The organism is Beutenbergia cavernae DSM 12333 (assembly GCF_000023105.1).
Lineage (GTDB): Bacteria > Actinomycetota > Actinomycetes > Actinomycetales > Beutenbergiaceae > Beutenbergia > Beutenbergia cavernae.
Map to the genome: position 1 here is coordinate 81968 of NC_012669.1, position 25225 is coordinate 107192.

The window sequence follows — 25225 nt, forward strand, 5'->3', positions numbered from 1 at the left end:
GGCATGCCACGCAAGGACGACCTCGCCGAGGCGGCGCAGAGCGACCACGCCCGGGCGGGCGTCGAGCAGCGGGCGCGCGAACGCCTGCTCGAGCTCGGCGCCGACGAGCTGGACGACCGGCCCTGGAGGCCGGCACCCGTGCCGCCGTCCGCCGTGGACCTCGCCCAGTTCGCGCTCTGGCGAGCCGCCGACCTGGACCCTGCGGACCTGCTGCGTGCGCTCGCGCTCCTGCCCGCGGCGCGGGACGAGGTCGAGGGCATCGAGGCGGGGTTGCTCTTCACGGCGCGGGGCGCCGGCCTGACGTGGGCCCAGATCGCCGACGCCCTGGGCTTCAACTCGCCGCAGGCGTGCCAGCAGCACTTCCACCGGCTGACGGCCCGCGCCGGCGATGCCCCATGACGCGCGAGTCACCGGCCGACCTGCTGGCCCTGCACGCCGTCCGGATCACCGGCTTCGCCGACACACCGGTGCTCGCCGACCGCGTCGGGCTCGGCACGGCCGCGGCCACGGAGGCGCTCGAGGACGCGGAGGCGCGCGGGTGGGTGAGGCGCGCCGCGTTCGCGGACCTCGCGGGCTGGTCGCTCACGGACGCGGGCCGCGCCGAGAATGAGCGCGCGCTCGCGGCCGAGCTGGCCGCCACCGGGCGGGGCGACGACGTCCGGGCGGTGTACCGGGACTTCCTCCCGCTCAACGCCCGCCTCCAGCGTGCGTGCACCGACTGGCAGCTGCGGCCGGCTCCCGGAGGGCGGCTCGCGGCGAACGACCACACGGATCAAGAGTGGGACGCCGGCGTCGTCCGGGAGCTCGCGGCGCTCGACACGGAGGTCGGCCCGCTCGCCGCACGCCTCGAGGCGGTCCTCACCCGCTTCCGCGGGTACGACGCCCGATTCGGCTCGGCGCTCCGGCGCGTGCGAGCCGGCGACGACAGCTGGGTGGACGGCACCGACGTCGACTCGTGCCACCGCGTGTGGTTCGAGCTGCACGAGGACCTCGTCGCGACCCTCGGCATCGATCGCGGCGCCGAGCCGTGTGTCAGCTAGCGAGGAGCTCCTCCCGGTGCGCGGCGAGCCACGTGCGTTCCTGCTCGACGTCGTCGGCGGCGCCCTTGGCGAGGAACGTCGCGTAGGGCTCCTCGCCCGCGCCGCCGCGCTCGCGGATGCGGTCTCGCTCGTAGCGCTGGACGTCGTCGAGCACGTCGAGGAGGTGAGCGGGGTCCTCGCCGAGCTCGTCGCACCACACGGCCAACCGGTGGGCGCGCTCGCGGATCGTCGGGGCGGGCCCGGCCGTGCGGTAGCCGGTGAGGGGGCGCAGCGGCACGAAGTACCAGGCACCCTGCGCGGCGTCCCAGCCGGCCGGCGCGGGATCTGCGGTGTCCCAGTCGATGATCCCCGTGAGGCGGTCGCCGACCCAGAGCGTGTTCCACGGTGCCAGGTCCCCGTGCCTGATCTGGTGCCGGGCGTCCGTGCGCGGACCGCCGTGCCAGACGGCGTCTGCGGGTTCGTCGAAGGTGCGCAGCGCCGCCTGCATCTGGCGGACGGCCGACGCCACCGCCCGAATGCCCTCGTCGCGTTGGAGCACGGGTGGCCACGGCCACCACGCGACGTCACCGGGCAGGAACCCCAGGATCTCGCGCCCGTCGTCGTCGATGCCGAGCGGCTCCGGGACCAGATCGAAGCCGGTGCTGCGCAGGTGCCGCAGGAGAGCGTGCACGGTCGGCGTCCAGGGGCCGGTGTTGCGCCGGACGGTGTCGCCGCGCTTGACGACCGTGTTCGCGAACCCTCCGCTCAGCGGCACCTCGGCGTCGTCGCTCATGCAGGCAACGTATCCGGCCCGCTAGCTGTACCCGGCCAGGAGGTTGGTGGCGGCGAGCCTGGTTGAACGAAGGAGAACCTCCGAATGGGATGTGGTTTGTCTAAGGCTCACTCCAACCCGGAGGTTCTCGTGTCCCACGAGTAGTGCCCGTCTGACGGTTCACGGTCGTCGGCTGATCGTCCAGCGCCACCGGGCGGGCTGGGGCCAAGCGCACATCGCTGCCGCGATGGGCGTGTCGCGTAAGTGCGTGAAGACCTGGATCGACGGCTACGCCGCCGAGGGCGACGCGGGTTGACTGGCGGTGCGTGCTGGCTGAGACGGTGGAAGATCCGAGCCCCGTCGCACGTAGGACACCGCAGTAGATGAGGTGGAGCTGCTCGAGACGAGATGATTGAGGATCATGTGGCGGGGCGTCTGAGCAGAGTGTCGGTCGGTTCGAGCCTCAGCGCGGCGGTCACCGACCGCGACGCATCGACGATCCGCACCCCGAGTTACTCGAGCGGGCACTGCAGCATCTCGTCGCGGGCGAGCAGGTGGTCGTTCGCGGGACGCTGCGTGAGATCGCGTTCGATCCGAATCCGCGCCGGTCTCGACGGCCACCAGGGATCGCTGTGATCGCCCGCGTCTATGCCCGCGACGCCTATCAGTGCCGTTACCGCGGCGAGAAGTCGATCTCCACGCCGGTCATGCGTCTGCTCGCGCGCCTCTACCCGGACCTGATTCCGATGCATCCGAACTGGAAGACGGAGCGGAGTCACCCAGCGTTCGTTTCTCGGCCTGCGACCCTCGACCACGTGGTCCCGATCGTCAGTGGCAGAGGCCGCGGAAGAAGGCGTCGTTCGTGCGCCGCTTGCCGTCAGTGAGAAGGCGGTGGCGAGGGCGTCAGCGCGACGCCGGGCGCACTTGCGCAGCCAGGCGGCTGTCGATGACGCACAACGTGACGCGACTTCCCGAAGCGACCACGACGACGGACGCTCGCTCAGCGAGATTGCGGAACGACGACGAGCCTTGGCCGCCGAACTTGAGGCGACGGGCATCGACCGCTAGACGGTAGCGACCCGCGTTCGGGCCGACCGAAGCGCAGCCCAGACTCAGCGCCACGGCCTCGACCGGTGGGTGCACCGCCCGCCGGCGCCGCGACCTCGCGGCAGGGAGAAGAGCCTGGCGAGCGTGGCGTTCTCGAAGCCGACGACCCGTCTGGCATGATCCGGGGATGCCGACAGGGCAGGAAGAGTTCTACGCAGAAACTGGTCTCTTGCGAAGCCAAGCGGACGCGATGAAGCTCCTAGTGACGTTCATGACAGCGCTCGGTGCTGCGCTCACCGTCGACGCCCTACCGCGGGAGGAGGGACGTTGGACGAGCTGGCTGCTAGCGGGCCTAGCGCTCGTGATTGGTAGCGCGCTTGTCGTCTTGCAGCTGGACCAGGTGAACGTTCCGAATCGGACCGGTCTTGCAGACCGCAGCACAGAGCGGCGCCGGGCCGCGGCAGCCTTCGCGGGCGCGGAGCTCGCCCGCGAGAGTGTGTTGGCGGCGATGGATCACGATGACCTAGCTGCGGCACGTGCCGAGTGCCTCCGGAGGAACGAAGCAATCATTGGATGGGTGAGAGTCGCAACCCGGGTTCAGATCGTTCTGTCAGCCGTGCTGCTCGCAGGCGCGTTACTGTGTCTGAACGGAGAGGCGAGCAGTTGAGGAGCGGCCTCATGACGCAACGGACGCACCGACGAGTCGGGCTGGGATTCGGACCGTCGCCTGGCGGACGGAAGTGGCGCGACGAGGTGGCCACTCGCGCTGCAGAGCGGCAGCGCGCGTGGCTAGCCGAACTTGGGCACATCGACAACGAACCCGCGGAGGCTCCGCACGACGATCACGACGAGCGCAAGGGTCCAGCGGCCGAGAACCCGGACGCCGTCACCAGCGCCGACGCGATCCGGCGCGGGGCCGCTGAGGCCTTGCGGCCATTTGCTGCGCATGTCCGGGAGAAGCCACGATCCGCCAATCCCTGGCGGATCCTGTACGGCACCCCTCGCGGCGAGGAACTGGGTGCTGTTCTCGCGACAAGGTTCGCCGCGGCGGGGCTGCAGCCGGTGGACTTGATACACGAGCATCCGAGCGCAGAGCGCGGGTGGGGACCCGTGTTGGTCACTTTGGTGCAAGCCCCGGACGGTGAGACGATGCGTTTCGAGGACGAGGATCAAGTGGAGCACGCCGTGCAGTGGGCACGGGAGCACGCAACCTTCTACTGGTGATCCGGAGATAGCCCGTCGGGCGGCGCCGCGTAGGGAAGAGGTTCTCCGCGCTTGCAGGAGTTCGCCTCGCCTTCGGTGCCGTCGGGGTCCATGAGGACGGCCATGGGGTGGTCGGCGTGGTCGCGCTACTTCACGCTCATGCCGGTGGCTCGGTCGAGGCGTAGGCGCTCCCACGCGCGCCAATTGCTTCGAGGCGGTCGGCTGCTACCGCAAGACCACCGCCGACGTCCTAGGGTGACCCTGTCCTCGTATCGTGGAAGCGGGTCGCGCACGAGCGGACGCAGTCCCAGATCAAATCTGGTGATGCGTTTCCAGCACGCCTCCGCGCACCTGGCCCGTGACGAACGGTTTAGGAACACTTCGCCCGGCTGCGCGAGCTCGGACAGGCAGCAGCGGCAGGGGCGCGCGTGCGACTCGAAGCACCTGATGTCCCGTTGTAGTCCGGCCGCGTAGATCGCCGCTGATCTCCTTGCGGAGGTCGTAGCTTTCGCTCTTGGGACGGTATGTACGCCAGACCTGGACGCGGCCGTGCAGGGCCGGACGATCTTCGCGCTCCGCAAGACGTGGCGCGACCGCAAACGACCGTATCCGGCCCGCGTCAGACCCAGCCGCGCCGCACGGCCTCGGCACCGAGCTGGAACCGGGTCGCGACGCGCGTGAGGTCCATGAGGGCGCTCACCCGCCGCTGCACCGTGCGCGTCGAGACGCCGAGCTGGCTCGCGATCCGCGAGTCGGTCAGGCCGACCATGAGGAGCGTCAGCAGGGAGCCGTCGAGCTCCTCGAGGTTGTCGACGGCGCCCGGCTCGCCCTCGTCGGTGAGCCGCGCGGCCCGGGACCACGTCGTCTCGAACACCTCCACGAGCAGGTCGAGCAGGCTCGACGGGTGGACCAGGATCGCGCCGTAGCGGTCGTCGGTGGGTCGGCGCATCGGCAGGAGCGCGAGGTCGTCGTCGATGATGAGCAGGCGGGTCGGCAGCGTCGGCGCCACTCGCACGTACTCGCCGTACGGCAGTGCCTCACGGGCGGCCGCGAGGAAGCGCGGGTTGTCCAGGACGCCGCGCTCGACGAGCACGCGGTACCGCACGCCCCGCAGCAGCGCGCGCTCCTCCTCGGCGTTCTCCTCCGCGGAGACGAACGGCACGTCGGAGCGGACGAACGCCCGCACCTGCTGACCCGCCGCGGCCTGGAGCTGCGCGAAACGCTGCCGGACGGCGTCGGCGCCCAGCACGAGGTCGACGACGTCCGGCACCGTGCGCCCGGCGAGCGCCTCGCGGTACACGGCCTCGAGGTCGACGAGGTCGGAGCGGACGGCGTCGAGCCGCCGTTCCTGCTCCGCCAGCAGCGCGCGCAGCGCTACCCCTGGCGGTGACGCGACGGCGCGCTCGGAGTCCGCACCCTGCCGCGCGGCGAGACCCGCCGTCTCCAGCGCTCCCAGGATCTCCGCGACCCGGCTCGGCGCGAGCCCGACGTCCGGCGCCAGCTCCGCGGACGTCGACGACGGCCGCTCCACCAGGGCGCGATAGACGCGCGCGGACTCCTCGTCCAGCCCGATCCCTTCGAGCATGTGCGCCCACTCCCGTGTCGAGCATCCGCCATGGCGGAAAGACGACACCCATGCTGCACCAGCCCTGTGGCACTTTGTGTCCATTCCGCCGTTCGTATCTGGAAGGCCACCCGTGCGCGCTCCGTCCACCCCCACCTCGTCGCGTGCCCGCCACCAGCGCCGCACGCTGCTCGCAGGGCTCGCGGCGACCGCCGTCGTGCTCTCGTCCTCCGCCCTCGCCTCCGCCGAACCGGACGACGGCTCCGGGACGAGCGAGCCGCCGGGAGCCGGGCCGGGTGCGGTCTCGGCCGACGGCACCGCCGGTCGGCACACCGTCACCCTCATCACGGGCGACGTCGTCACCCTGACGAACCTGGCCGACGGCACGCAGACGGTCGACGTCGAGCCGGTGGACCCTGGCGCCGTCGTCCAGACGTACGTGGCCGACGGCGACATTCACGTGGTCCCGGAGGCTGCCCTCCCGTACCTCGCGGCCGGGGCGCTCGACGACGACCTGTTCGACGTCACGCAGCTCGTGGAGTACGGGTTCGACGACGCGTCGGTCGACGCGACGCCGGTGATCGTCGAGTACACCGAGGCGCGCGGGTTCAGCGCCGCACCTGTGACCGGGCTCGACCTCGAGCTGGCGCTGTCGAGCATCGGCGGCGCGGCGGGCGGCGCGGACCGCGACGCCGCCGAGCAGGCGTGGGCGGAGCTGACCTCCGGCCCGCAGGCGTTCGGTGCGGGCGCCGCGACGTTCGCCGGTGGCATCGAGGCGATCCACCTCGACGCCCCGGTCGAGGCGTACCTCGACACGAGCGTCGGGTACATCCACGCACCGGAGGCGTGGGCCGCCGGGTTCGATGGCTCGGGCGTCCGGGTGGCGGTGCTGGACAGCGGCGTCGACGCCGGTCACCCGGACCTCGCCGACGTGGTCGTGGAGACGCAGAGCTTCGTGCCGGGGGAGGGCGTCGAGGACGTCAACGGCCACGGCACGCACGTCGCGTCGACGGTGGCCGGCTCGGGCGCCGCGTCCGACGGCGCGTACCGCGGCGTCGCACCGGGTGCCGACCTCCTGGTCGGCAAGGTGCTGTCCGACGTCGGCGAGGGCCTGAGCTCGTGGATCATCGCCGGGATGGAGTGGGGCGCGGCGAACGCCGACGTCGTCTCCATGAGCCTCGGCAGCCGCGAGGCGTCCGACGGCACGGACATCATGTCCGAGGCGCTCAACACGATCACCGCCGAGACGGGCACGCTGTTCGTCGTCGCCGCCGGGAACAACGGCGCCCCGGGCACGATCGGGTCGCCGGCCGCGGCATCGGGTGCGCTCACGATCGGCTCGATCGACGACCTCACGGGCGACCTCTCCTGGTTCACGAGCCAGGGGCCGCTCTCCGGCTCCGGCGCGCTCAAGCCGGACGTCAGCGCACCCGGGTCGCAGATCACCGCCGCCCGCTCGCAGTACTCCCCGGGCGAGGGCGCGTACACGACGATGGACGGCACCTCGATGGCGACGCCGCACGTCTCCGGTGCTGCCGCCATCGCGCTCCAGGCCGACCCGACGCTGACGGGCGCGCAGCTCAAGGACCTCCTCGTCAGCTCGGCGACCGACCTCGGGTTCACGGCGTACCAGGCCGGCAGCGGTGTCGTCGACGCGCTCGCCGTCGTCAAACGTGACGTCTTCGCGACCGGCAGCGCCGACTTCGGGATGCTGCCCTGGGGCGAGTCCTCCGGGCCGCTCGAGCGCGAGGTGACGTTCACGAACCGGTCCGACGCCGACGTGACGCTCGACCTCGCACTGACCGTCGCCGTCGAGACCCCGGGCGACGGCGACGGCGGGGGCGGCATCGAACCCGGCGCGCTCGCCGCCGAGGACGCTGTCGTGCTGCCGCAGAACCAGGTGACGGTGCCGGCGAACGGGACGGCGTCCGTCACGCTCAGCGGCGACCACAGCGCGATCGAGCCGGGGCAGCAGCTGTCCGGCACGCTCGTCGCCTCCGTGGCCGGCGAACCGGTGACGCGCACCTCGATCGGCATGATCACCGAGGCGGAGCGCTACGACCTCACGCTGCGCGCCACCGGGATCGACGGCCAGCCGGCCGCGCTGTACGCGATGTTCTTCAACCTCGACACGCAGAGCGCCGAGAGCATCCCCGTCGACGGCGAGACCACGCTGCGCCTGCCCGCCGGGCGGTACAGCGCCATGGCGTTTCCCGACGTCGAGACGGCGCCCGGTGTCGACGCCGTCGCCCTGGTCGGCGACCCGGACATCGTGCTCGACGGCGACACGGTGGTGGACCTCGACGTCCGGGCTGCCGACCCGGTGACGGTCGACGTCGGGCGCGACGGTCTGGCGTTCGAGAACCGCCGCATGGACTACAGCGTCGAGGGGATGATGGGCTCGGCGATGATCCCGATCCTCGTGGACGAGCTGCTGGCGCAGCCGCTGGTCGCGGAGAGCGCCGAGAGCTTCGGGTTCACCACGCGCTGGCGCCTGCGCGAGCCACGCGTCACCCTCACGCTGGACGGCACGAACCTGGAACCTGTCGAGCAGGTCGCGGCGCCGTACCTCGACGGCGACGTCTCAGGCCCGGCGACCGATCTCGGGACGGGGAGCGCCGACGACGTCGCGGGCGTCGCGCTGGACGGCGGGATCGCCGTCGTGCGCGGCTCGGCCGAGGTGAGCCCGCCGGAGCGCGCCGTGAACGCGGCGGCCGCCGGGTCGTCGCTGCTCGTCGTCGTCCAGCCCGAGGACGTGTTCGAGTGGTACGGGGACGAGCTCGGCAACGACGCGCCGCTGCCCGTGGTGGTCGTGAGCGGGGAGCGCGGCGAGGCGCTGCTCGCGGCGCTCGCGGCCGGTGAGGTGACGCTCGACGCCGTCGGGAAGCCGGTCGCCGACGACGTGTACGACGTCCTGCTCTACACGGACGGCGAGATCCCCGAGAACCCGACCAAGATCGCCGACGACCTCGCGCTCATCACCACGACGTACCACGGCACCGAGGACCGGCTCGTGGGGGAGTTCCGGTACGACTTCGCGCCGGGCGTCGATGTGGGTCAGGGCTTCCCGTTCGCCACCCAGCGGCCGAGCGTGCGGCGCGAGTGGGTCAGCACGACCGACGCGCGGTGGTACCAGGACGTGCTCGACGTCGACTCGACGTGGAGCGTGCGGGACGTCGTGCGGTCCTACGCGCCCGGTGAGGAGCTCGAGGCCTCCTGGTTCGCCCCGATCGTGCGGCCGTTCGTCGGCGCCGGGTACTGGGCGCCGTTCCGCCAGGCCGACGCGGTGCAGATCAACGTGCCGGGCTGGGCCGACGGCGGGAGCGTGCAGCACACCGGGGCGATGGACACGTGGTCCGGCATGCCCGGCTTCTCCCAGAACGGCCAGCTGTACGTCGACGGCGTTCTCGTGAAGGAGCAGGCGGCCCAAGGCCTCACTGTGTGGGACCTCCCGGCGGGTGAGTCCCGCTTCCGGTTCGTGAACACGACGACGCACGACGCCTCGGTGATCCCGACGTCCACGTCCACCGTGACGGAGTGGGAGTTCGACTCCTCGGCCAGCCAGGAGGAGGCGGTGCTCCCGATGATTCAGGCGTTCTACGACGTCGACGCCGCGATCGACGGGACCGTCGGCGGCGAGAGGGCGTACGGCGAGCCCGTGCCGCTCGGCCTCGAGCTCGGCCACCTCGCCGGGGCCGCCGGCGCCGCACCGCTCACGTCCGTGGCCGCGGAGTACTCGACGGACGACGGCGCCACGTGGCAGCCGCTCGAGCTCGCCGAGGCCGGTGCCGGGTCAGGAACGCTCGCGCCGACGGCCGCGTTCGTCGGCGAGCGGGAGCACGTCCGGGCGTTCGACGCCGCGGTGCCGGTGCCCGACGCCGGCGGTGCGGTGTCGCTGCGGGTCACCGCGGCGGACGAGGCCGGGAACGCCTTCAGCCAGGAGATCGCCACGGCGTTCGTGGCCGCACCGGCGCAGGAGGAGCCGGTGGACCCGGGACCCGAGCCGACCGACCCGACCGACCCGGGCGACCCGGGCGTGCCCGGGCCCGGCGACGGCGACCCCACCGACGCCGGCCCTGCCCCTGACGGCGACGGCCCGTCTGGCTCCCTGCCGAGCACGGGCGCGAGCATCGGCCTGCTCGTGCTCATCGCCGCTGCCGCCGTCGCCGGCGGGGTGCTGCTCCGACGCCGGTTCGCGGCGCGCTCGACGCAGGGGTGAGGGCGGCGGGTGCGCGGGGTTGCCCCGGCCGCGCCCGTCACGCCTCGACCCGCCGCGCCCGGACCCTCCCCGGGCGCGGCGGCCGCCGTTCGGGGTGTGCCGCTCTGATCGGCCCCAGGTCCGTCCGGTCCCACCGACCGTGTGATGAGGGTCCCGAACGGCGTGCCCGGGACCCTCGTCACACGGTCGGAGCGGTGTCGGCCTACCGTGGAGGTGTGGCCACGCTCCCGATCGTCGACGACGGCGTCCCGCAGGACCTGGGATCCCCGCGCGAGCGCGGCGCGGCTCCCGCCGCCTCGACGACGTACGACCCCCGCGGCCCGCTCGACCTCGGCGCGACGCTCGCCCCGCTGCGCCACGGCCCGTACGACCCGACGGTGGCCCTCGGTCCGCGCGGCGGCTGGGTCGCGCTGCGCACACCCCACGGAACAGCCACGCTGCGGATCGAGGCGCGCGACGCCGTCGTCCACGCCGACGCATGGGGCGCCGGCGCCGAGTGGGCGGTCGCCTCCGTGCCCGAGCTGTGCGGGGCCGGCGACGACGTCTCCGACTTCGACGCCGCCGCGCACCCCGCCGTCCGCGAGGCACGACGGCGGCAGCCCGGACTGCGCCTCACCCGCACGTCCCGCGTGCTCGATGCGCTCGCCCCGGCCGTGCTCGAGCAGCTCATCCACAGCTCCGAGGCGCACCGCGCCTGGCGGACGCTCGTCCGGAAGCACGGTGTGCCAGCGCCCGGCAGCGGTCCGGACGGTCCGGCGCCCGGCGGGCTCATGGTGGCGCCCGACGCCGACGGCTGGCGCAGGGTGCCCGTCTGGGACTGGCGTCGGGCCGGCATCAGCGAGACGCGCGGAGCGATGATCGCCCGGGCGGCCGCCGTCGCGCCGGCGCTGGAGCGCACCCTGGCGCTCGGCCGCGGCGGGCCGGAGGCGTCGCGCCGCCTGCGCTCCCTCCCGGGCGTCGGCGCCTGGACGGCCGCCGAGACCCTGCAGCGCGCTCACGGCGATCCGGACGCGCCGAGCTTCGGCGACCTCCACGTGCCGGCCGCGGTCGGCTGGGCTCTGACGGGTTCCGCCGTCGACGACGCCGGCATGGCCGAGCTCCTCGTGCCGTGGGCGGGACACCGGCAGCGCGTGGTCCGCCTGCTCCTGCGCGCGTACGGGTTCCCGCCCCGGCGCGCGCCCCGGGCGGCGGTCCCGCGCCACCGCCGCTGGTAGTTCACCCACGGCGGGTGAAATGCCGGCCAGGCGATGCCGGGAGCGCGCTCCTCTGCGAGCATGCGGACATGAGCCCGATCGGCTGGCAGGAACGCGAGGTCACGGTCGGTGAGCGTCCGGTCTTCGTGCGGCTCGGCCCGGAGGTCCCCGGCACCGTCCCGATCGTCCACGTGCACGGTTTCGGGGTCTCGGGGGTCTCGCTGATGCCGACGGCGGAGCTCCTCGCCGACCGCTGGACCACGTTCGTGCCGGACCTGCCGGGGCACGGGCGCAGCGTCGGATGGGGTCCCGGGCTCGACATCCCGGCCATCGCGCACGGCCTGCTGGGGCTGCTCGACGAGCTGGAGCTCGAGCGCGTCGTGCTGCTGGGCAACTCCATGGGCAGTCCCGTCATCCTCGAGGTCGCGCACGAGGCGAGGGACCGCGTCGCGGGAGCGGTTCTCGTGTCACCCGCGGGCGGCGTGCACAACCAGCCCTTGGCGCGCGCCCTGCGGCAGCTCGGTCGCGACGCCGTCCGCGAGAACCCACGCATGGCGACCATCGTGGTGCCCGACTACGTGCGCTTCGGCCTCCCGTCGACGTTCCGGCTCTTCCGCGAGCTGACGCGCTTCCCGTCGCTCGAGCGGCTTCTTCGCACGCCGGTGCCCACACTCGCGGTGATCGGCACGCGGGACCCGCTGATGCCCCCGCCCTGGCGCGTGCGCGAGGTGGGTCGTCTGGCGCCGGACCACGTCACGGTCGTGGTCATCGAGGGTGCTGCCCACGTCGTGAACTTCTCCCACCCGGCGGAGCTGGCCCACGTCGTCGCGAGCTGGCTCGACGGCGTGGAGATCGTCGACGATCCCGAGGCCCCAGGGGTGTCCCGCGTGCTGCGGCTGCCCCGTGGCGGACGGGATCCGGCGGTGCGGTAGCGCCGGAGGCGTCAGCCCGACAGGGCCGGCACCGGCGGCGTGAACGAGAGCTTCTCGAGCGCCGGCGGGACGTCGGTGCGCAGTCGCGCGTGCGTCTCGACGTCGAACCGCTCGTCGCCGTACCGCAGCTTCGCCCGCTCGACGCCCTCCGGCACGAAGCCGGCCGCCGTCGCGACCCGGCACGACGCGGGGTTGTTCAGGCGGTGCCCGAGCTCGAGCCGGTACAGGTCGAGATCGCGGAACGCCCAGCGGGCGACGGTGGCCGCCGCGGGGGCCGCGAGCCCTCGCCCACGCGCCGCCGCCGACAGCCAGTACGACACCCAGGCCGTGTCGTGCCGGCGGTCGATGTGCGTGAGGCCGACGTTCCCGACGACGACGCCGTCGCTCACGATCGCATGGTGCGTCGCCGTCGTGCTCAGCCCGAGATGCCCGGCGATGAACTCCGAGCACGCCTCGTCGGTCGACAGGTCGACGGCGCCGAGCTGCGTCGCGAGATCCGGGCTCGTCGCACGGGCGCGTCTCAGGTGCGGGGCGTCCTCGGGGCGCCAGGGTCGGAGCTCGACGGGCATCACGGCATCCTTCCACCCCGGGCGACGCGCCGGGTCGCGAAAGGCCTCGGCGGAACGTGCGCGAACCGTCCGTCGGGCGATCACGGGAACTCCGTCGAACGAGCGCCATCGGCGGATACGGTGCCGCGGCATGACGCCGTCGTCAATGATGCGGAACCCGCGATGACCAGCGCTCCGATCGACTGGGATGCGCCGCCCGCGCCCCACCCACCCCGCCGCGGCCTCCCTGGCCGACGCCGCGAACGGTCGCCGTCGCCTTCCGTGTGACGACCGTGACGGCCCCGTGACGTGCACTGGGAGCGCGACGGGTGGGTCCATCGCTCCTCGATCTTCCGCTGAGCACTCCGCTGCGCGTCCGCAAAGCCCGTGACCGGCGTCGGCCCTGCTGCGAGCATCTGGAGCATGGACCGCACGTTCGACGAGCTCGTCGCCGAGGCCGCCTCCGAGCCGGTCGAGGGCTGGGACTTCTCATGGCTGGACGGCCGCGCCACGGAGGAGCGCCCCTCGTGGGGATACGCGCGCCTCCTGGGCGAGCGGATGGCCCGCGCGAGCGCCACGCTCGACATCCAGACCGGAGGCGGCGAGGTCCTCGCCGGCGTCCTGACCAAACCGCCCCTGGCGGTCGCCACTGAGGGCTGGCCGCCCAACGTGGCCAAGGCCACGGCGCTGCTGCACCCGCTCGGCGTCGTCGTCGTGGCGGACGACGACGACGACCCACCCCTCCCGTTCGCGGACGCCGCGTTCGATCTGGTCACGAGCCGCCACCCGGTGCGCGCGCACTGGACGGAGATCTCGCGCGTCCTCGCTCCCGGCGGTACGTACCTGTCGCAGGAGGTCGGGCCGTCGAGCGTGTTCGAGCTGAGCGAGTTCTTCCTAGGCCCGCAGCCGCAGGAGGCGCACCTCTCGCGCCATCCCGACCACGCGGTGGCGGCGGCGACGGCGGCCGGACTCGACGTCGTCGACGTGCGCCTCGAGCGGCTGCGGATGGAGTTCCGCGACGTCGGTGCCGTCGTCTACTTCCTGCGCAAGGTCATCTGGATCGTGCCCGGGTTCACCGTCGGGGCTCACCGCGACCGCCTGCGCGAGCTGCACGACCTCATCCAGACGAACGGCCCGTTCGTCGCGCACTCGTCCCGGTTCCTCATCGAGGCCCGCAAGCCCTGACGGCGCAGAGATCCTCTCGCGGTGACGCAGAGATCCTCTCGCGGTGACGCAGAGATCCTCTCGTGAAGGGGTCAGGCGAGGTCGGGGTCCGCGTGCTCCGGTGGCCAGACGACGCGGAAACGCTCGAAGACGACCTCGTCGTCGCCGGTGAGCACGGCGCCTCGCGCCGCGCACGTCCGCGTCCAGTACGCGCTGTGCTCCTCGAGCCAGATCTCGCGGGTGCCGTCGCCCTCGTCGACGGCGAAGTCCTCGTCGACCGAGTCCATCGTGCCGATCCGCAGCTCCACGGACCGCAGGATCACCCGCGGCGTCCCGGCGCCGTCGCACGCGATCCAGTGCGAGCCGATGCGCGGGAGGTCGTCACCACGGGCGCCGAACTCGGCGACGAGCTCGGACGTGGCCCGCTTCCCGCCGCCGAGCACCCAGCTCAGGAGCTCGTCCGCGAGCGCTGCCGAGTCGCCGAACCGCTCGACCGTGTACTCCGGGCAGGCGGCGACGGCGGCTGGTCGGGCCTCCGCGTACGCCTGCCACATGCGCGTCGCCGTCGCGACGTCGAGAGCGGCGGCGGGCGTGCGATCCGTGCCCACGGTCCTACTCGGCGCGCTTGATCGCGGAGATCTCGAACTCGAGAGTGATGCGCTCGGAGACCAGGAGGCCTCCGGCGTCGAGCGGCATGTTCCACTCGAGCCCGAAGTCGCGGCGGTTGATCCGCCGAGAGCCTTCCAGCCCGGCGCGCAGCGACCCCGTGGCGTCCTGCTGCACCCCGATCAGCGTGATCGGGAGCATGACCTGGCGCGTCACGTCGCGGATCGTCAGGTCGCCGGACACGGCGAAGTCCTGGTCCTCGATCTGGTCGATGTTCGTCGACACGAACGTGATCTCGGGCCACTTCTCGACGTCGAAGAAGTCGGGGCTGCGCAGGTGGTCGTCACGTTGGCTGTTGCGCGTGTCGACGCTCGCTGCGCCGAGCGTCACGTTCACGGAGGACTGGCTCAGGTCCTCCAGGTCCGCGTGGATGAAGCCCGTGACGTCGTTGAACGCGCCACGGACCGTGGTCACCATCGCGTGCTTCGCCGAGAACCCGATCCGCGTGTGCGCGGGATCGAAGTCCCAGTCGCCCAGCAGGCTCGCCGATGACTCGTCCATGGTCTCCTCGCACGTCCGGTAGTCGTGGGCCGGCACAGTCTGACAGGTTTCCGCGGCTCAGGGTCGCACGCGGCCGTGCCACGTCCCGCGCGTCTCGGCCATGAATGAGAATGACTCTCGTTACTGATAGCGTGCTCGACGTCCTGCTCCTCCGTCACGAAGGTCCACCGATGACATCTGACGCCCGACTCCACCGGCGACGCCTCGTCGCCACGACACTGGGCCTGGTCCTCCCGGCCGTCCTGCTCGCGTCCTGCGCCACCGAGGGCGAGGGCGGCACCGGCGACGACGGCGCGGCGCCCGCCGCGACCGAGGAGGCGCCGACGTCCGACGCGACCGAGGCAGCCACCGCCACCCCGCGCCTCGCCGTCACGTACGACGGCGGGATCCAGGTCCTCGACGCCGCCACCCTCGAGGTGGTCGACGACATCGAGCTCGCCGGTTTCAACCGGCTCAACCCGGCCGGCGACGGCCGCCACCTCGTCGTCTCCACGTCGGGCGGCTTCCAGGTGCTCGACGCCGGAGCGTGGGCGGTCGCGCACGGCGACCACGCGCACTACTACACGGCGCCGCCGGTGCTCACCGACGTCGTCTACGAGGCAGGGACGCCCGGCCACGTCGTCGTCCACGACGGGCGCACGGCGCTGTTCGACGACGCCACGGGACACGTCGTCGTCACCGGCTCTGGAGACGTGGCGCTGGGCGACGTCGACCGCGAGCACACCACGCCGTCGGCGCACCACGGCGTCGCCGTCGAGCTCTCCGACGGCACGCTCGTCGTCTCGGAGGGCACCGAGGAGGCCCGGACCGGCATCCGCGTGCTCGACGCCGCCGGCCAGGAGATCGCCGCGTCCGACGAGTGCCCCGGCGTGCACGGCGAGGCCGTCGCCGCTGACGAGGCGGTCGTCGTCGGCTGCGAGGACGGCGTGCTCGTCGTGCTCGACGGCGTCGTCACGAAGGTCGCGAGCCCGGACGCCTACGGCAGGATCGGCAACCAGGCGGGCAGCGAGGCGTCGCCGATCGTGCTGGGCGACTACAAGTCGGACCGTGACGCGGAGCTCGAGCGGCCCACCCGCGTGTCCCTCGTCGACACGCGCTCCGGGGAGATGCGCCTCGTCGACCTGCCCGCGAGCTACACGTTCCGTTCCCTCGCCCGTGGCGACGACGGCGAGGCGCTCGTTCTCGGGACCGACGGCCAGGTCCACGTCATCGACCCGGCGACGGGCGACCTCACCGCCTCCATCCCGGTGATCGAGCCCTGGGAGGAGCCGGAGGAGTGGCAGTCGCCGCGGCCGGCGATCCTCACGCTCGACGGCTCGGTGTACGTCACCGACCCGGCCACGAACCGGGTGCTCGCCGTCGACGTCCCCACGGGCGAGGTCTGGCAGAGCGCGGAGCTTGGCGTCACGCCGAACGAGATCGCCGGGGTGTCGGGGGACGTGGAGGCGGGCGCGTCGGCGGAGCACGAGCACGAGGACGAGCACGAGGACGGCCACGACCACTGACGCCGGGTGACGCGGGCCGGGCGGTCGCATCCCCTGCGCCGCCCGGTCCGTCGTCGCGACCGGTGTGCCACGCTGTGCACGCTCACGCCAGCACCCAGGAGGACCCGCATGAAGACGTTCACGCTGCCCGGGACCGAGCTCGTCGTGCCGAACGTGGTGCTCGGGCTCATGCGGATCGCCGAGATGTCCGACGACGACGTCCGTCACCTCGTGCGCACCGCGCGCGACGCCGGCATCGACTTCGTCGACCACGCCGACATCTACGGTGGCGACCACGGCTGCGAGCGCCGCTTCGCCGAGGCGATGCGGCTGACGCCGTCGCAGCGCGCCGAGATCGTGATCCAGTCGAAGGCCGGGATCGTGCCCGGGGCCGGCGGCCTGCGCTACGACTTCTCCTACGACCACCTCGTGGGCCAGGTCGACGGCTCGCTCGCCGCCCTCGGCACCGACTACCTCGACATCCTGCTGCTCCACCGGCCGGACGCTCTGGTGGAGCCGGAGGAGGTCGCCCGGGCGTTCGACGACCTGGCCTCCGCCGGGAAGGTGCGGTACTTCGGCGTCTCCAACCACACGCCCGGCCAGATCGAGCTGCTCAAGAAGTACGTGACCCAGCCGCTCGTCGCGAACCAGCTCCAGCTGTCGATCACGCACGCCTCGCTGATCGCGCAGGGCGTGTCGGCGAACATGGCCGGCGAGGACCAGGCCGTCGACCGCGACGGAGGGGTGCTCGACTACTGCCGGCTGCACGACATCACGATCCAGGCGTGGTCGCCGTTCCAGGCCGGCTTCTTCACCGGCGTGTTCCTGGGCTCGCCGGACCACCCGGAGCTCAACGCCGTCATCGACCGCCTGGCCGCTGCGTACGACGTGCCACCGATCGCCGTCGCGACGGCGTGGATCACGCGGCACCCGGCGCAGATGCAGGTGGTGCTCGGCACGACGACGCCGGAGCGCGTGACCGGTGCGGCGCAGGGCTCCGACCTCCCGCTGACGCGGGCGGAGTGGTACGAGCTGTTCCGGGCGGCCGGGCACCTCGTGCCGTAGGCGCCGAACCTCGCACTCCGCGTCGAACCTCGCACCCCAGAGTGCGACGTTCGACGCGAGGTGCGAGGTTCGCCGCAGTCAGAAGTAGGTGGCGACGGCGTCGGTCACCGGGGCGTCGAGGTCGGGATCCTCGTCGGCGGAGCCGACGACCACGGGGACGAGCCGCCACTTGTCCATCGCCGTGCACGGGTGCGACAGGCCGAGCCTGACGACGGCGCCGACGCCGAGCGGGTCGTCGGCGGCGCCCCACGCGTCGTCGCGCGGCAGCCGCAGGAACGCGTGCTGGTCGTTGAGCGCCGAGACGTGCGCCCCGGCCAGGGCCGCCCGCCCCACCACCCCCGCCCCGGCGACGAGCTGCGGCGTCGGCAGCCCCTCGTCGTACGGGACGTCGCGCTTGCCGGCGTCGAGCAGCGCGAGGCCGCGCTCCGGCCGGGACACGACGCGCGCCCAGGCGTGCATCGCCGAGCGGAGCGGCACGTCGCCCCCGGCGGCGCCCCGCCCGAACGGCGTGACGGAGGCGTAGAACCCGTCGTCGTGCAGCACGTACGCGCCGGACCGCAGCACCACGCGCACCCCGTCGCGCAGGCCGGCGACGCCGTCGACCACGAGGTCGGGGAACGCGCTCCCGCCCAGGGTGAGCACCGGCGTCGGGACCTCGTACGAACCGTCCACCGCGTCGTGGAGCGCGACGACGTCGGCCACGTACGCCCGGACGGCGGCGACCGCCTCGTCGGAGCGGTCGTGCGCCGCCGCACCCTCGTAGCCCGCGACGCCGGCGAGGCGCAGGTGGGGGCTGCGCCGCACGGCGGCGGCGACGGCGAGCGCCGCGTCGACCCCGCGCGCCCCGGTGCGGGCGGTGCCGAGCTCGACGAGCACGTCGAGCGGAACGGGTGCGCCGTGGGAGGCGAGGGCGTCCTCGAGGCGCGCCACCCCGTCGACGCCGTCGACCCAGCTGAGGAGTTCGGTGGGGCCGGCGTCGTCGGCGACGGCGAAGGCGGCCCAGGCGATGCCGGCCGGGTCGACGAGGGCGTTCGCGAGCAGGATGCGCGGCACGCCGGCCGCGCGGGCGACCTGGGCCTGCCACGGCGTCGCGACGGTGATGGCCCACGCACCGGCGTCCAGCTGGCGGTGCCACAGCTGCGGGGCCATCGTCGTCTTGCCGTGCGGGGCGAGGTCGACGCCGTGCTCGGCGCACCACGCGGCGAGCGTGGCGAGGTTGTGCTCGAGCGCGGCGGCGTCGAGCGTGAGCACCGGCGTGGCGAGGTCCCGCAGCCGGAGCCCGGCGCCGGCCGCCGTCCGCCCCCACGCACGCGGCGGGAACGACTTGTGCTCGGGGCCGAGGCGGGGCGGGGTGGTGCCGAGCGCGTCGCTCGACGAGGCGTGGGCCATGGGCGTCTCCGCGGGTAGCGTGAGGGGCAAGGGCCCATCGTGGCATCCGCCGCGACGCGAGCGTCGGCCCCGGACCACGAGGAGACCCGTGAGCGAGCAGACCAGCACCGCAGCCGACGCCGCACCGTCGAGCGGCGCGAAGGTGGCGATCCTGACGTCGGACGCCCCGCCCCCCGCGCACACGTTCTCGCAGGGTGTGCGCAAGGGCCCGATCCTGCAGGTGTCCGGGCAGGGGCCGGTGGACGCGGCCACCGGCGCGTACCGGCACCCCGGCGACGTCGCGGCGCAGACGACGCTCACGCTGCGCAACGTGAAGGCGATCGTCGAGGCCGGGGGCGCCTCGTTCGCCGACGTCGTCATGCTGCGCGTGTACCTGCGTCACGAGGGTGACTTCGCGTCGATGAACGAGGCCTACGGCGCGTTCGTCGCGGAGCACGCGGGGGAGGTCCTCCCGTCCCGGACGACCGTGTTCACCGGCCTGCCTCGGCCGGAGATGCTGGTGGAGATCGACGCGCTCGCCGTCGTCGACTGAGGCGTCCGTGCAACCCCGGACCCGTCGGGTCGTCGCCTGGCTGGTGGTGCTGGCGCTCGCCGCGCCGGCGATCCTCGGCGCGATCGCGGCGTCCCGGTACTACGACGTGCGCCTGCCCGTGCTGGGCGTCGCGCTCGTGGTGCTGCTCGTGATCTACCTCCGGAGCCGACGCCGCGACGACGGTCGGCGGCGCGAGCCCGCCGATCCCTGGGGGTAGGTCCGCCCGCCGACCCCTTTCGCCGGCCCCTCCGCGACCCCGCGGCGATGTCGGTGGTCGGTGGGATCGTGGAGGGGTGGACGAGCTCCTGCGCACGTGCGACACGCCGAGGCGGTCGACCTCTTTCGGAGGTGTTCCGGCCGGGGACGACAGCGTCCGTGGCGTGCGTGCGCACAGCGCCGCACGGGCTGTCCACAGGTGGGTACCGCAGGCTTCCGCGTGGACTCAAGGATCGACGCCGTCGTCCACAGGCAGCGCGGGGTCCGGTGTGCACAGGATGGGGACGACACGCCGTGTCGACACAAGGTCTTGGGGTGATGGCAGTGCCGAACCACTAGGTGTAGTGTTCCAAACCTGGGGCGGAGCACACCGCCGATGGAATGACACGCATGTAGTTACACCGGCGGAACCGCCTCGCACGAAGGAGATCGGCATGAGCATCACCGTCTTCAGCAAGCCGGCTTGCGTCCAGTGCGACGCGACCCACCGCGCGCTGCGCAAGCACGGCCTGGACTTCACCGTCGTCGACCTGACGATGGACGCCGAGGCGCTCGAGTCCGTCAAGGCGCTCGGCTACCAGCAGGCGCCGGTCGTCCTCGCGAACGGCGACCACTGGGCGGGCTTCCGGCCGGACAAGATCCGCGCGCTCGCCGAGGGCGCCGGCTCGGTGGCAGCGGTCGCCTGACCTTCTCGACGGGGCCGCCCATCGCGGCCACCCCGGCGTCCCGGATCGATCGGGGCGCCCTCGTAGCACCAGCACCACCGGCAGGGAACCAGGGCAGAGCATGTCGCGACTCGTGTACTTCTCCTCGGTGTCGGAGAACACGCACCGATTCGTGGCGAAGCTCGGCCTGGCCGCGGACCGCATCCCGCTGCGCCCCACCGAGCCGTTCCTCCGCGCGGAGGACGAGTACGTGCTCATCGTCCCGACGTACGGCGGTGGCAACGGCCTCGGCGCCGTGCCCAAGCAGGTGATCAAGTTCCTCAACGACCCGGGCAACCGGTCGCTCGTCCGCGGTGTGATCGCCGCCGGCAACACCAACTTCGGCGAGGCGTTCTGCATCGCCGGCGACATCATCGCGGCCAAGTGCGACGTGCCGTACCTGTACCGCTTCGAACTGCTAGGAACCGACCAGGACGTCCTGCGCGTCCGAGAGGGATTGGGACGATTTTGGCTACAACGCTCACAGATCCCGGCGTAGCGGCGCGCGCGGACGAGGGCATGGACTACCACGCCCTCAACGCGATGCTCAACCTCTACGGCCCGGACGGGAGGCTGCAGCTCGACAAGGACCGCTCCGCGGCCCGCGAGTACTTCCTGCAGCACGTCAACCAGAACACCGTCTTCTTCCACAACCTCAAGGAGAAGCTCGACTACCTGGTCGAGCACGGGTACTACGAGTCCGAGGTGCTCGGGAAGTACTCGCGCGAGTTCGTCGAGCACATCTTCGACGTCGCGTACGCCAAGAAGTTCCGCTTCACCACGTTCCTCGGCGCGTTCAAGTACTACACCTCGTACACGCTCAAGACGTTCGACGGCAAGCGCTACCTCGAGCGGTTCGAGGACCGCGTGGTCATGGTGGCGCTCACGCTGGCCGACGGCGACGAGCAGCTCGCGCTCGAGCTCGTCGACGAGGTCATCAGCGGGCGGTTCCAGCCCGCGACCCCGACGTTCCTCAACGCCGGGAAGGCGCAGCGCGGCGAGCTCGTCTCGTGCTTCCTGCTGCGCATCGAGGACAACATGGAGTCGATCGCGCGCGGCATCAACTCGGCGCTGCAGCTGTCGAAGCGTGGCGGCGGCGTCGCGCTCCTGCTGTCGAACATCCGCGAGTACGGCGCCCCGATCAAGAAGATCGAGAACCAGTCCTCCGGCGTCATCCCCGTGATGAAGCTCCTCGAGGACTCCTTCTCCTACGCGAACCAGCTGGGCGCGCGCCAGGGGGCCGGCGCCGTGTACCTGCACGCGCACCACCCCGACATCCTGCGGTTCCTCGACACCAAGCGCGAGAACGCCGACGAGAAGATCCGGATCAAGACGCTCTCCCTCGGCGTCGTCATCCCGGACATCACGTTCGAGCTCGCGAAGAAGAACGAGGACATGTACCTGTTCTCGCCGTACGACGTCGAGCGCGTCTACGGCGTCCCGTTCTCCGAGATCTCGGTGACGGAGAAGTACTACGAGATGCTCGACGACGCCCGGATCCGCAAGACGAAGATCAAGGCGCGCGAGTTCTTCCAGCTGCTCGCGGAGATCCAGTTCGAGTCCGGCTACCCGTACATCGTGTTCGAGGACACGGTGAACCGGGCGAACCCGATCAAGGGCCGGATCACGATGAGCAACCTGTGCTCGGAGATCCTCCAGGTCTCGACGGCGTCGTCGTTCAACGACGACCTGTCCTACGCGGACACCGGCAAGGACATCTCCTGCAACCTCGGCTCGCTCAACATCGCGCACGCGATGGACTCGCCCGACCTCGGCAAGACCGTCGGCGTCGCGATCCGGTCGCTCACCGCCGTGTCCGACCAGACCCACATCTGGTCGGTGCCCTCGGTGGAGAAGGGCAACAACGACTCGCACGCCATCGGCCTGGGGCAGATGAACCTGCACGGCTACCTCGCCCGCGAACGGATCCACTACGGCTCGGCCGAGGGTGTGGACTTCACGAACATCTACTTCTACACGGTCCTCTACCACGCGATCGCCGCGTCGAACCAGATCGCGATCGAGCGGGGCAGCGCGTTCGCCGGGTTCTCCGAGTCGCAGTATGCGAGCGGCGAGTTCTTCGACAAGTACACCGACGGCGTCTGGGAGCCGGCTACGGACCGCGTGGCGCAGCTGTTCGCGGACGCCGAGGTCCACATCCCGACGCAGAGCGACTGGCAGGCTCTCAAGGCGTCGGTGATGGAGCACGGGATCTACAACCAGAACCTGCAGGCGGTCCCGCCGACCGGGTCGATCTCGTACATCAACCACTCGACGAGCTCGATCCACCCGATCGTCGCCCCGATCGAGATCCGCAAGGAAGGCAAGATCGGGCGGGTCTACTACCCGGCGCCGTACCTGTCCGACGACAACCTCGAGTACTACGCCGACGCGTACGAGATCGGCTACGAGAAGATCATCGACACGTACGCCGCCGCGACGCAGCACGTGGACCAGGGGCTGTCGCTCACGCTGTTCTTCAAGGACACCGCGACCACCCGCGACATCAACAAGGCCCAGATCTACGCGTGGCGCAAGGGCATCAAGACGCTCTACTACATCCGGCTGCGCCAGATCGCCTTGGAAGGGACCGAGGTGGAGAACTGTGTCTCCTGCGTGCTGTGACGGCGACGCCCGATGATCGACGAACTCGTCGCGCGATTGACTCTCGTCGGATCCGTCTACGGCATTCGACGCGTTGACTCGCTCGAGTATCGCTACGTGGGGATCACGACCAAGCCGATCGACGTCAGGCTGGCGCAACACGTCAAGAACGCACGCCTTGGCACAAAGACACCCCTGTGCGACTGGTTGCGCAAGCACGGTTCCGACGCGATCGTGGTCGACCTCCTCGACCAGGTCTACACCGGTCCCGAGGATCTCGGTGACCTCGAGATCGGCTGGATCAGGCAGCTCCGCGAAGGTGGGCACCGCTTGCTCAACGTGTCCGAGGGTGGTCTCGGACCGACCGGAGTCGTGTGGACGCAGGAGCAGCGCGAAGCTGCGAGGCTGCGTTCGACCGGCCGCAAGGGTGTCAGCCGACCTGGGGAGCTGAATCCATTCCACGGCCGCCACCACTCGCCGGAGCAACGCGAACAGTGGGCTCGGCAGCGCAAGGGAACCAACGCCGGCCCGGCGAACCCGAACTTCGGCAAGTTCGGCCCGGATCACCCCAGCTTCGGCCACGTGATGTCGCTCGAGTCGCGGGAGGCGCTTTCGAAAGCGCGGCGGGGCGAGGGGAACCCGAACTTCGGGAAGGTCACGAGCCCGGAGACCCGGGCGAAGCAGTCGGCCGCCACCAAGGGAATTCCGCGTCCGAAGAGCGCACGAAGCGCGCACACGAGATATCACACGAACAAGGGCCGTACCAGCACGGCCTGCAAGTACTGCGTCGAGGATGGAGCCGCCTCCTCGGGCACGTCCGAAGGAACGATGCTCCCATGACACCAACTGGAAAGCTCAAGCTGGTCAGCCGGGTCTCGGCGATCAACTGGAACCGCCTGCAGGACGAGAAGGACCTCGAGGTCTGGAACCGGCTCGTCAACAACTTCTGGCTGCCCGAGAAGGTGCCCGTCTCCAACGACATCCCGTCGTGGGGCACGCTGACCGACGTCGAGAAGACGCTCACGATGCGGGTCTTCACGGGGCTCACGCTGCTGGACACGATCCAGGGGACGGTCGGCGCCGTCAGCCTCATCCCGGACGCGCTGACGCCGCACGAGGAGGCCGTCTACACGAACATCGCGTTCATGGAGTCGGTGCACGCGAAGAGCTACTCGTCGATCTTCTCGACGCTGTGCTCCACCCGCGAGATCGACGACGCGTTCCGGTGGTCGGAGGAGAACTCCAACCTGCAGCGCAAGGCCGAGATCGTCATGGAGTACTACCGGGGCGACGAGCCGCTCAAGCGCAAAGTCGCCTCGACGCTGCTCGAGTCGTTCCTGTTCTACTCCGGCTTCTACCTGCCGATGTACTGGTCGAGCCGCGCGAAGCTCACGAACACGGCGGACCTGATCCGGCTGATCATCCGCGACGAGGCCGTGCACGGGTACTACATCGGGTACAAGTTCCAGCGCGGGCTGGAGGCGCTCGCGCCGGAGCAGCGCGAGGAGATCAAGTCGTACACGTACGAGCTGCTCTTCGAGCTGTACGAGAACGAGGTCCAGTACACCGAGGACCTGTACGACGAGGTCGGCCTGACCGAGGACGTCAAGAAGTTCCTGCGCTACAACGCGAACAAGGCGCTGATGAACCTCGGGTACGAGGCGCTGTTCCCGAAGGACGAGACCGACGTCAACCCGGCGATCCTCGCCGCGCTGTCGCCGAACGCCGACGAGAATCACGACTTCTTCTCGGGCTCGGGCTCCTCGTACGTCATCGGCAAGGCGGTCAACACCGAGGACGACGACTGGGACTTCTGACAGCGTAGTAGCGCCCACCGGCAGCCCGAGGAGTGCCCAATGTGCGTGCCGACTCTTAATGGATCCACGAGGTCGGTGACGGACGGCGGTACACGTGTGCAGCGGCTCGGCGGTGGCTGCAGCGCACTGGACAGGGCGAGCCGCGCCAGAGGCGAGGCGGCTCAGGCACGCCTGGGCCGCTCGCGGCTCCGCGACCCGGCGCGGGCAACGGGGCGTCTTGGAGTTGATCAGGACCGGTCAACTGCCCCGGCGCCAAAGGCTCCCATGGTGAACGCTGCGGGCGCGGCCGCGACCGGGAGCGACTACAGAACCGGATTCAGCCGTGATGCCCCAGCGGCGTCGGGGTCGCCGGGCAGATCAGTGGTGAGCGACTCGAAGCGGTCATGCAGCTGGTAGCGCTTCGCAGCGATGCTCTGGCGCAAGCCAACAGAGTCGTTCGTGCGGAGCTATCCCCGTTGCCGCCAGGAAGCAACGAGGCAGAGGTCAAGGCCCTGGACCCAGGCAGCGGCGCGATCCGTTCAGTCCGCGCGGCGCCTCGTATCGTGTTGGTGCACCCGACTACGGTCGTGCACGCGGCGACGCTTCG

The 25225-nt window shown here is 71.5% G+C and carries 23 protein-coding genes and 1 pseudogene; 18 read left to right on the forward strand and 6 right to left on the reverse strand.

Annotated features, from left to right (window positions below; translation table 11 throughout):
* Positions 1-3: 3 nt before the first annotated feature.
* Entirely contained in the window at positions 4-399 is a 396-nt protein-coding gene (locus BCAV_RS00395; RefSeq protein ID WP_012725123.1) for a hypothetical protein, read from the forward strand.
* Positions 396-1040: a hypothetical protein gene (locus tag BCAV_RS00400; RefSeq protein ID WP_012725124.1), complete on the forward strand. Its 645-nt coding sequence runs from the start codon at positions 396-398 to the stop codon at positions 1038-1040. The genes BCAV_RS00395 and BCAV_RS00400 overlap by 4 nt, the downstream gene beginning before the upstream one ends.
* On the opposite strand, the gene BCAV_RS00405 is transcribed toward BCAV_RS00400, so the two are convergent.
* Positions 1033-1812, reverse strand: a complete 780-nt coding sequence (locus tag BCAV_RS00405; protein ID WP_012725125.1) for an aminoglycoside phosphotransferase family protein — start codon at positions 1810-1812, stop codon at positions 1033-1035. The genes BCAV_RS00400 and BCAV_RS00405 overlap by 8 nt on opposite strands.
* 91 nt (positions 1813-1903) lie before the next feature.
* Here BCAV_RS00405 and BCAV_RS21960 point away from each other — a divergent pair.
* From BCAV_RS21960 to BCAV_RS00420, 3 genes and pseudogenes are all read left to right on the forward strand, one after another.
* Positions 1904-2104, forward strand: a pseudogene (locus BCAV_RS21960) (helix-turn-helix domain-containing protein); the annotation flags it as partial.
* A gap of 921 nt (positions 2105-3025) precedes the next feature.
* Entirely contained in the window at positions 3026-3505 is a 480-nt protein-coding gene (locus tag BCAV_RS00415) for a hypothetical protein (RefSeq protein ID WP_043346348.1), read from the forward strand.
* 11 nt (positions 3506-3516) lie between these two features.
* Positions 3517-4062 carry a hypothetical protein gene (locus BCAV_RS00420; RefSeq protein ID WP_012725126.1) on the forward strand — a complete coding sequence of 182 codons (546 nt, stop codon included), beginning with the start codon at positions 3517-3519 and terminating at the stop codon, positions 4060-4062.
* Positions 4063-4660: 598 nt separating this feature from the next.
* Here BCAV_RS00420 and BCAV_RS00425 read toward each other — a convergent pair.
* Complete coding sequence (locus BCAV_RS00425; protein ID WP_012725127.1) at positions 4661-5626, reverse strand: helix-turn-helix domain-containing protein; 966 nt, start codon at positions 5624-5626, stop codon at positions 4661-4663.
* A 112-nt stretch (positions 5627-5738) separates the two neighbouring features.
* Between BCAV_RS00425 and BCAV_RS00430 the strand changes: the two genes are divergently transcribed.
* From BCAV_RS00430 to BCAV_RS00440, 3 genes are all read left to right on the forward strand, one after another.
* The gene (locus BCAV_RS00430) at positions 5739-9824 is read left to right on the forward strand and encodes a S8 family serine peptidase (protein WP_012725128.1); all 4086 of its coding nucleotides are present in this window, start codon (positions 5739-5741) and stop codon (positions 9822-9824) included.
* A 215-nt stretch (positions 9825-10039) separates the two neighbouring features.
* Positions 10040-11038: a DNA-3-methyladenine glycosylase family protein gene (locus BCAV_RS00435; RefSeq protein ID WP_012725129.1), complete on the forward strand. Its 999-nt coding sequence runs from the start codon at positions 10040-10042 to the stop codon at positions 11036-11038.
* Positions 11039-11106: 68 nt separating this feature from the next.
* Entirely contained in the window at positions 11107-11949 is an 843-nt protein-coding gene (locus BCAV_RS00440; protein WP_012725130.1) for an alpha/beta fold hydrolase, read from the forward strand.
* Between the two features lie 11 nt (positions 11950-11960).
* Here BCAV_RS00440 and BCAV_RS00445 read toward each other — a convergent pair whose 3' ends face one another.
* Positions 11961-12518, reverse strand: a complete 558-nt coding sequence (locus tag BCAV_RS00445; RefSeq protein WP_012725131.1) for a GNAT family N-acetyltransferase — start codon at positions 12516-12518, stop codon at positions 11961-11963.
* 402 nt (positions 12519-12920) lie between these two features.
* Here BCAV_RS00445 and BCAV_RS00450 point away from each other — a divergent pair, with 402 nt between their 5' ends.
* Positions 12921-13682 (forward strand): class I SAM-dependent methyltransferase, encoded by a 762-nt coding sequence (locus BCAV_RS00450; protein WP_012725132.1) that lies wholly within the window; start codon positions 12921-12923, stop codon positions 13680-13682.
* Positions 13683-13753: 71 nt separating this feature from the next.
* On the opposite strand, the gene BCAV_RS00455 is transcribed toward BCAV_RS00450, so the two are convergent.
* Together BCAV_RS00455 and BCAV_RS00460 are read right to left on the reverse strand one after the other, a co-directional pair.
* Positions 13754-14269 (reverse strand): ASCH domain-containing protein, encoded by a 516-nt coding sequence (locus BCAV_RS00455; protein ID WP_012725133.1) that lies wholly within the window; start codon positions 14267-14269, stop codon positions 13754-13756.
* A gap of 4 nt (positions 14270-14273) precedes the next feature.
* The gene (locus BCAV_RS00460; protein WP_012725134.1) at positions 14274-14828 is read right to left on the reverse strand and encodes a YceI family protein; all 555 of its coding nucleotides are present in this window, start codon (positions 14826-14828) and stop codon (positions 14274-14276) included.
* Between the two features lie 170 nt (positions 14829-14998).
* Between BCAV_RS00460 and aztD the strand changes: the two genes are divergently transcribed.
* Together aztD and BCAV_RS00470 are read left to right on the forward strand one after the other, a co-directional pair.
* Positions 14999-16333, forward strand: coding sequence for a zinc metallochaperone AztD (gene aztD, locus BCAV_RS00465; protein ID WP_012725135.1), 1335 nt, complete (start codon positions 14999-15001; stop codon positions 16331-16333).
* A gap of 108 nt (positions 16334-16441) precedes the next feature.
* Positions 16442-17377 (forward strand): aldo/keto reductase, encoded by a 936-nt coding sequence (locus tag BCAV_RS00470; RefSeq protein ID WP_012725136.1) that lies wholly within the window; start codon positions 16442-16444, stop codon positions 17375-17377.
* 78 nt (positions 17378-17455) lie between these two features.
* Here the strand turns inward: BCAV_RS00470 and BCAV_RS00475 are convergent, their stop codons facing one another.
* Positions 17456-18766: an alanine racemase gene (locus tag BCAV_RS00475; protein WP_012725137.1), complete on the reverse strand. Its 1311-nt coding sequence runs from the start codon at positions 18764-18766 to the stop codon at positions 17456-17458.
* A gap of 88 nt (positions 18767-18854) precedes the next feature.
* Between BCAV_RS00475 and BCAV_RS00480 the strand changes: the two genes are divergently transcribed.
* The 7 genes from BCAV_RS00480 to nrdF all read left to right on the forward strand — a co-directional run bounded on the left by BCAV_RS00480 (position 18855) and on the right by nrdF (position 24639).
* A complete protein-coding gene (locus BCAV_RS00480) occupies positions 18855-19298 on the forward strand; it encodes a RidA family protein (RefSeq protein ID WP_012725138.1) in 444 nt (147 codons plus the stop codon).
* A 7-nt stretch (positions 19299-19305) separates the two neighbouring features.
* Entirely contained in the window at positions 19306-19515 is a 210-nt protein-coding gene (locus BCAV_RS22585; protein ID WP_012725139.1) for a hypothetical protein, read from the forward strand.
* Positions 19516-19948: 433 nt separating this feature from the next.
* Positions 19949-20200: a glutaredoxin-like protein NrdH gene (gene nrdH / locus BCAV_RS00485; RefSeq protein ID WP_012725140.1), complete on the forward strand. Its 252-nt coding sequence runs from the start codon at positions 19949-19951 to the stop codon at positions 20198-20200.
* A gap of 100 nt (positions 20201-20300) precedes the next feature.
* Positions 20301-20717, forward strand: coding sequence for a class Ib ribonucleoside-diphosphate reductase assembly flavoprotein NrdI (gene nrdI / locus BCAV_RS00490; protein WP_012725141.1), 417 nt, complete (start codon positions 20301-20303; stop codon positions 20715-20717).
* 20 nt (positions 20718-20737) lie between these two features.
* A complete protein-coding gene (nrdE, locus tag BCAV_RS00495; protein WP_012725142.1) occupies positions 20738-22843 on the forward strand; it encodes a class 1b ribonucleoside-diphosphate reductase subunit alpha in 2106 nt (701 codons plus the stop codon).
* A gap of 12 nt (positions 22844-22855) precedes the next feature.
* Positions 22856-23662 carry an NUMOD3 domain-containing DNA-binding protein gene (locus tag BCAV_RS00500; RefSeq protein WP_012725143.1) on the forward strand — a complete coding sequence of 269 codons (807 nt, stop codon included), beginning with the start codon at positions 22856-22858 and terminating at the stop codon, positions 23660-23662.
* Positions 23659-24639, forward strand: coding sequence for a class 1b ribonucleoside-diphosphate reductase subunit beta (gene nrdF / locus BCAV_RS00505; protein ID WP_012725144.1), 981 nt, complete (start codon positions 23659-23661; stop codon positions 24637-24639). The genes BCAV_RS00500 and nrdF overlap by 4 nt, the downstream gene beginning before the upstream one ends.
* The last annotated feature ends 586 nt before the right edge of the window (positions 24640-25225 follow it).